Here is a 7,614-nt window from a genome sequence, read left to right on the forward strand (position 1 = left end):
AGCACGACCTTGCCAAGGTCGGGGTCGCGAGTTCGAGTCTCGTTTCCCGCTCCAGTATCACCCTCCCATCTTTTCTGTACGTTATCCCGATATCTCTTTGTTATACCGTTTCCCTGTGTCTGATTTACCTGTCATATTTCTCGGGCGTTTTCCGTCTGCCGTCATGTCACTATTGCGGGTTAGAGGCGCGATTCACACTTTATTCATGCCTGTTCCTGACGTCTGGTAACAACATAGAGGGCTATATTACTGGCCCCGATGCATAGCGCTAAGCCCGCCTGATCCAAAACATCGCCAAAGCGAATTAGCGGAAACGTGTAATAGACGTCAGCATCTTCTTTGGATAAGCACTAAATATTTTCCTGCAAAGATCTTTCAGACCGTGTTGCTGTAACGCCGTATCCGCTAGTGCATCAATGGTCTTTTCCTCAATAGAAACCGTCTCGCTGATACACCATCCTCGCCGCGGGTGAGTCTGGATAATATCTTGCGTCAGTCCGGCATCCTGTAACTGCTTTCTCAGTTTAGAAATGGTCTGATAAAGTGTATTAGGAGTCACGATTTTTCCATGATTTTCCCAGCCCGCAGCATAAAGGGCATGATGGGATACCATTTTCCCGCTTTGGCAAATCAACAGGTGCAAACAACGTGAGGCGGTAACATAAGTAGTGAAGGCTTCGCCTGTTTTACAAGAGGCGAGCTTATTCTGTTGTGGAAAAAAATGAACCTGACCGTTAATACAATAAACGCTATTGTCTTTATTATCCATGATGTTGTTCTTCCTTAATAGATGGCATATCCGAAAGCTATCCTGGTGTTTATTTAATAATATGATACCAGCAGGGTAGCTGAAGATGAACATTTACCTCATTCTTAGTGATAATAAGGTGCAGCCATATTTCTGTCAGTTAATGTAATTTTTAACAAAATGTGAAACTGACGCTATGGGATTAACTTAATAATTTTTTAAATAATCAATTTTTACTGTAAGCGGTGGGTTAAACATCTTTTTCACAGCTTTTATCCTTTATAATAACAAGGAAAAAGCACAAGCATAAGTGTGCGGCTAATTTTGTGTGCATTCAATCTTTTTTTTACTGGTCGGATGAATCGTGACCATAATTTACCGGGCAGTCATATATTTCAGGCATGTAAATAATTTATAAAATAATTTCAAAGAATGAGGAGGAGCGAAAACGGATTGCAATTTTTCGGATCAAAAAGAGACCAGGAAGAAACATTTTTACTCAAAAAGAGGGGGAGCCACATTTTTGCTTGCTTAAGCAACCTTAAGTAGAGAAGAGAGCCGCCGATTAAGCAAGGGAAAAGCCATGATTAGATTTTTCTTCAATAAGCTGATTTTAAATGCCTTTGTCAAAATAAGACAGGGTTAAGACTTAAATAATAGATTATTGGTTTAGGGGTAGTTTAAATTGGAACAGGATAAAACTGTTACTTTAGTTTTAAATGTTTCTGAATAAAAAAATCAAAAGCAGTGTTGAGTAAAAACCAGCTAGCACGAGACGGTTAACTATAAGGCAACATTTAAAAGGGAGAAGTAAACCATGATTAAAGGTAGTTTGATGCGGAACGGCTATGGAAAGACACTGCTGATTGCAGCAGTTTGTGGATTCTCTTCAGCTGCGGTTACGGCTAATGATGGCACGATCAGTTTTGAAGGCACTATTTCAGATGCAACCTGCGAGATTTCAGGCGGGGATGAAGCTAACCCAAGCCAGGGTGCAAATTTTAAAGTGGCATTACCCGTTGTCAGCGTGACTGCTCTGGCAAAGGCAGGTCAGGTAGCGGGGGATACGCCATTCCATATAAATTTGAGTGGGGAGAAATGCCCTAACGATAAAATAGCAAACGTAGTGTTTGAACGCGCGCAAAGCACCAATATAGACGCTGCCACCGGCTATTTGAAAAATACTGAAACAACCGGCGGAGCGGGCAATGTTTATGTTCGTATCCTTAACAAGGATAAAACGGTGCTAGCGCTGAATCAAGCTAATACCAGTCACCAGCCGGTTACTATCAGTGGGAACAAAGCCAGATTTTCCTATTGGGGGCAGTATGCCGCCGTAGGCAACGCTGCTACTGCCGGTACGGTTAAAACAAATGTGGTTTATTCAATTACTTATCAATAATAAAGAACGGGGCAGCGTCCCCCTTCTTGTAACTCATTCGTGAATGAAAGGATTACTATGTTAAGGATGATATTATTTTTTATCACCCTGGGCTGGTCTGTATTTTCTTTTTCCGCTATTCAAATCCTTGCAACCAGAGTGATTTTAAACGAAGCAGAAAAAGAACAGTCTTTTACGATCAGGAATACCGGCGATATGCCCTCGCTGGTACAGATATGGCTCGCGGAAAAAAGCAATAGCAGCATGGCTATTACAAATGATATCCCATTGGTTATTACGCCGCCCGTAGCTCGAATTAATGCAAACAGAAGCAAGGTTTTCCGTTTTTTCCCGACAGAAGAAGCCGCAACAGCATTAGCAAAAGATCGGGAGAGCATGTTCTGGATAAATGCGCTGGATGTACCGGCAATCGATGATAATGCTGAGTCCGGGAACAAGTTGGACATTGCTTTCCGCACGCGCATAAAAGCCTTTTACCGTCCAGCAGGTTTATCCGGCACACTGATTGAAGCAGCAGAGAACCTAAAATGGACGGTAAAAAAAGAAAAGGCAAAATGGACATATACGGTTACTAATGATTCACCTTACCATATTTCTTTTTCCAGGTTTACGCTGTTGGGTGACGGTGATAAAGAGCTGGAAACGTTACCGGGAGAGATGATCGATCCTTACTCCTCTAAAAAAATTGTATTCAATCGCGTCAGCAATAATGTAGTGGAAATGAATTATCAATACATTACCGATTTAGGGGCTTTTGTCTTTAAAAAGCTAACGCTGTAATATTTGAAGATGGTTTTTTATGCCTAAAAAGAATAGATATTTTCCTTTGTCAGCAGCGATTTTATTATTAGGCGTCTGTTTTTTTTCCTGTGCATCTGAAGGGGCGACTAAAGATGACCTATTAACAGAAAAAAGAAAAAAAGTTCGTTTCAATACGGCATTTATTACTGATTTTAATAAGGATATCGATCTTAGCTGGCTGGAGGAAGGGGAAAGGGTTAAAGCCGGTACCTATCGCGTGGCGCTTTACGTTAACGACAAGAAAATAAAAAACTACCAGACGACATTTGTTAAAGAAGCAGGGGAGGTGGTGCCCTGTATTCCTCATGAAGTCTTTACACACCTCATGCTTGATGAAAAGAAACTTCAGCATAAATGGCAAGAAAAGCAGTGCATTAATATTGTAAAGATGATGAAAGGTGCCACTGCTACCTATGACTATGACAATGAAACGTTACGGTTAACTATCCCACAAATCTATTTTTTACATGGTTTGGAAGACTTTATTCCGCCTTCTCGTTGGGACGAGGGCATTGATGCCATGAGCCTACACTATTCTCTAAGCAGCTCAAATAGCCTGTCGCGCTATGGCAACTACTCTTCCTGGTATGGAGATTTAAAAACCATGCTGCGTTTAGGCGCATGGCGCCTGACTACTCTGGATACAGTCAGCGGCGGAAATCACAATCCTGGTCGTTTACAGCATTTGCAATCTTATGCTCAGCGTGCCATCGGTGCTAATTTATCTGAATTAACCGTTGGCGATTTCAATACCAGCGGAAGCCTGTTTGACACTGTTCCTTTACGAGGCATGGTGTTACAGAGTGATGAACGTATGCTTCCGTGGATAATGAAAGGCTATGCGCCACAGATAAGAGGGGTGGCCGACAGTAATGCTGTCATAACGATAAAACAAAATAACAACACAATTTACGAAAGAAATATTCCTCCTGGTGAGTTCAATATCACCGACCTGAATATGCCTGGCTATGGTGGCGATTTAGACGTCACTATCCGGGAAAGCAACGGGGCGATAAAAACCTTTAGCGTGCCTTATAGCAGCCTGCCACAGCTGGTACGTAAAGACCGTTTTAGTTGGTCTGTCGCCAGCGGTAAAATTCGACGCTACGACTACCCCAACGCACCTGAAATACTTGAGTCGACTCTACGCTACGGTTTGACCAATAATTTGACAATCTTTGGCGGCAGCCAGCTGACGTTTGATAATACCTATTTGGGTATCAGCAGTGGCGCGGCCTTCAATACGCCATTGGGTGCGGTCAGTATAGAGGTTTATCACTCTGATAGTCCGGGCCAGACGAACAGGCAGCGTAGCCTGAAGGATACAACTAAAATCAAGGTAAGCGCGGCTAAACAGCTGAGCGAAACCCAGACCTTTCTTAATGTCTCTGGGTATCATCATACAGGCGAAAATTACTATACGCTGGACGACTTTTTAACTCTCCAGCAGGCAGGCAGGGGCCGTCAAAGAGAGATAAATCGCTACCGTGACCGGCTGGAAGTTTCCTTAAGTCAGTATCTGGCTCCAGAATGGGGTGAGTTATCGCTGACAGGAGCATGGGAAAAAAACAATAATAACCCGGCTAACCAGTCCCGATCGTCCTGGATTGTTGGTTATCGTAACAGCTATGAATTTATAAACTACAGCCTGAACTTTAGTAAAACGTTAACCGCACTGGGTAAAGAGCAGTCAAATTTTTACGCCGCGCTCTCAGTTCCCTTAGGCTACACCAAAAGCTTTCCGCCCACGGTGCTTGCTTCACTGGCCTACACCAGTGACCAGGCCAACCTAAGGACTTCCGTTAATGGAAGTCATCAGGGGCAAAACTATACTTCAAACTTCAACAGCTATTTTAACCAGTCAAGTAAAAGGGTGCCTGAATTTGGGATCAATGTCGGTCATACCGATAGCTATCTGCAAAAAAGTCTTAGCTATAGCAAAAGCATAATCAGCGACAGCTTCGGTGTAAATCTTTCCGGAGCCGCATTAATACACGATGAAGGAATAAACTTTTTTTCTTATCTGGGCGACACCATTGGCCTTATTAAAGCGCCGGGCGGTGAGGGTGCCAGCATAGGAAATACGATGAACAGCAGAGTGCGCGCTGATGGCTATGGTGTGATACCTAATTTAACACCTTATGAAGAGAACAGAATTATTCTTGATGCTAAAGGTGCACCTTTAGGTTTTGAAATAAACGATGAGGACGAACCAATATTAGTACCTACTGCCGGAGCAGTGGTTAGAGCAGAATACCAGTATTTCCGTAAAAATACGGTTTTAGGGAGAATAAAAGGTACCTCAGGAAATCCCCTCCCATTCGGCACAAAAATATATGATGAAAATGACAGCCTTTTGGGAACAGTAGGCCAGGCAGGCATTGTGCTTGTTGTTCTACCCGATAGTTATCGACCGATAAAAGCCAGGTGGTATGCAGATAAAAAGCCGCGAATGTGTATTATCCAGTCATGGGTTCGTAACAATAATATCAAAGTAAAGAGCGGTATAAATTCAATCTCACTTATGTGTAAAGAAAAGGACCAGGGAAATGGCTAACTTTTATTGGCGAAAAATATTTATGATTGCGCTTGTACTATTGGCTGGCTTGCTGTCCTTTACTACCTATGCTGCTTGTAGCTTAATGACGCCGCTACAAAATATTACTTTCCCGAGGGTTACTATTGTTCCTTCCGATCGTGGAACGGTCGGCACCGTGCTTTATTCCACTACTCTTCCTGTAAGCCGAATTGCCTATACATGCGGTAGCGGCGTCAACGCTCAATGGACCTCTTCCTATACCCAACCTTTTATTAAATCGGCTATCAGCAATGTTTACAACACAAATGTTAAGGGAATTGGCATACGCATAAGATGGCCGCAGTCGCAAACTAATAACTCATGGGTGCCGGGTGCTTATACATGTAGGGATAACTGTATACAGGCCGAAGATAAAATCCTTTTGGAGCTGGTACAAACGGGGACAGCTGCCAGTGGCATTATTCCCTTTGGTTCGCTCGTCAAGGTGGTTGTTTCACCAGAAAATGCACCACAAGACCAGCTGACAATCCTGAATATCATTTCAGATGAAATTAATGTTGTAGTAAGAAGTTGCGCTATTTATGCCAGTACCAATCGCATCGATCTGGGAGATTACTCGCTGGCTGATGTAGTAAAAAGTGGCTATACCGCCGCGAAAAAAGATTTTTCTATTACCCTGGACTGTCCTCAAATGACTTCAGCAAGAATTTCTTTTGAAGGAAAAACGGCATGGGGTATGACAAGCGGCGTGCTGGAAAATTCGGGAACGGCGAAAAATGTTTATGTAAAACTCTACCAAAAAAGCGGGCAGCGCTACACGGAAAAAGCAATAAACGAGGCGGGCAGTTTTGGCAGCACTGCTTCTTTCACCGGTAAGCGGAGCGTTACCTATGCCGGAGAAATGTATTTTGATGATGCCTTACGCTCACGAATATCAGCCGGTAACGTGTCTGCCAGTATCGTTTACACCCTGACACTGAATTAACAATGAGAAAGGTTGTGAAATACAGAATGAATAAAATAGCACTATTAATTTTTCTGGGGTGCAGCATAGGTTACAGTTATGCTGCAGATTCAGATTATGGGCTTAATGAGGCGCAACGAAATCTTGATCGTATTGATAAAGAAAAACAGCAAAATTTTATTCGTCAAGAAAAGCAGAGGGAAAAACAGCTGCAACAAGGCGAGGCTGCCCAGAAGGATACTGCCAGTGAAGAGGCTCGGCCCAGTAAATATCGTTTTACTATCAAAGAAATAGTCATTGAAAATGATGAGAAGTTTGAGTTTTCAGCCGCTCGAAATGAGATTGTCAGCCGTTACGAAAATACGATTATGGGCGAGCAGGAAGTCTTGCAGCTGATAAAGGAATTGACGGATTTTTATATCAGTCGTGGCTATGCGACTACTCAGGTCACCATTATTCCCGGTTCGCTGCGCAGCGAAAAGCTGGAGCTGAGGGTGCTGTGGGGTAAAATATCTGGTTTTCTCCATAATGGGGAAAAACCTGGCTGGCGAGAGAAGGCGAGAATGTTTAGCGCCATGCCTTTTGCCAAAGAAAACGTCCTTAATATGAGCGATATCGATCAGGGGCTCGATAACATTCTGCGCGTTTCTTCCTCCGATCGGCTTTTGATAGAACCTGATGATAAATACGGTTACTCCCGAATCAATCATATCGACAACAAATTTTTTCCTTTTTCAGTTTATCTTGGGATGAACAATTCCGGCTATCGCAATACCGGCTGGTATCAATATTCCATCAATACCTCGCTAAAAAATGTTCTGGGCCTGAATGACACGATTAGTTACTACTATTCCTATAACGATCTTTATGCTGAGGATGACAATCAGGCTGCAAAAAGTTTTTCTTTTAACCTTCCTTTGGGCTATTGGCTGTTTGAAACCAGTTATTATAAATCCAGTTATAAAAAAACCATCGGCGGTATGTATGGAGGCTATGTCAGCGATGGTCAGTCTGAACGCCTTTCTTTTAAAACCAGCAGAACGGTTTATCGTAATGCTACCGGAAAATATTCAGCCTGGTTAAAAACGGAAAAGCGGATTAATGAAAATAATATCATGGGCTTTCCAATTGCTGTTTCAAGTAAAAATTATAGCAATATT

At 42.7% G+C, this 7,614-nt stretch carries 6 protein-coding genes; 5 read left to right on the top strand and 1 reads right to left on the bottom strand.

Annotated elements, in window-relative coordinates; translation table 11 throughout:
- Positions 1 to 304: 304 nt before the first annotated feature.
- On the bottom strand, positions 305 to 769 hold the full coding sequence (locus tag RTK32_RS15900) for a winged helix-turn-helix domain-containing protein (protein WP_312045662.1): 465 nt from the start codon (positions 767 to 769) through the stop codon (positions 305 to 307).
- A gap of 796 nt (positions 770 to 1,565) precedes the next feature.
- Here RTK32_RS15900 and RTK32_RS15905 point away from each other — a divergent pair.
- The 5 genes from RTK32_RS15905 to RTK32_RS15925 form a co-directional block, all read left to right on the top strand.
- Positions 1,566 to 2,150 (top strand): fimbrial protein, encoded by a 585-nt coding sequence (locus tag RTK32_RS15905; RefSeq protein ID WP_312045664.1) that lies wholly within the window; start codon positions 1,566 to 1,568, stop codon positions 2,148 to 2,150.
- A 57-nt stretch (positions 2,151 to 2,207) separates the two neighbouring features.
- Positions 2,208 to 2,930: a molecular chaperone gene (locus RTK32_RS15910; RefSeq protein WP_312045665.1), complete on the top strand. Its 723-nt coding sequence runs from the start codon at positions 2,208 to 2,210 to the stop codon at positions 2,928 to 2,930.
- A gap of 19 nt (positions 2,931 to 2,949) precedes the next feature.
- A complete protein-coding gene (locus RTK32_RS15915) occupies positions 2,950 to 5,508 on the top strand; it encodes a fimbria/pilus outer membrane usher protein (protein ID WP_312045667.1) in 2,559 nt (852 codons plus the stop codon).
- Complete coding sequence (locus RTK32_RS15920) at positions 5,501 to 6,475, top strand: fimbrial protein (RefSeq protein ID WP_312045669.1); 975 nt, start codon at positions 5,501 to 5,503, stop codon at positions 6,473 to 6,475. Before RTK32_RS15915 ends, RTK32_RS15920 begins: the two co-directional genes overlap by 8 nt.
- 26 nt (positions 6,476 to 6,501) lie before the next feature.
- A partial coding sequence (locus tag RTK32_RS15925; RefSeq protein WP_312045671.1) for a ShlB/FhaC/HecB family hemolysin secretion/activation protein occupies positions 6,502 to 7,614 on the top strand: 1,113 nt, incomplete at its 3' end.

The sequence above is a fragment of the Erwinia sp. genome (assembly GCF_031978025.1).
GTDB lineage: Bacteria > Pseudomonadota > Gammaproteobacteria > Enterobacterales > Enterobacteriaceae > Erwinia.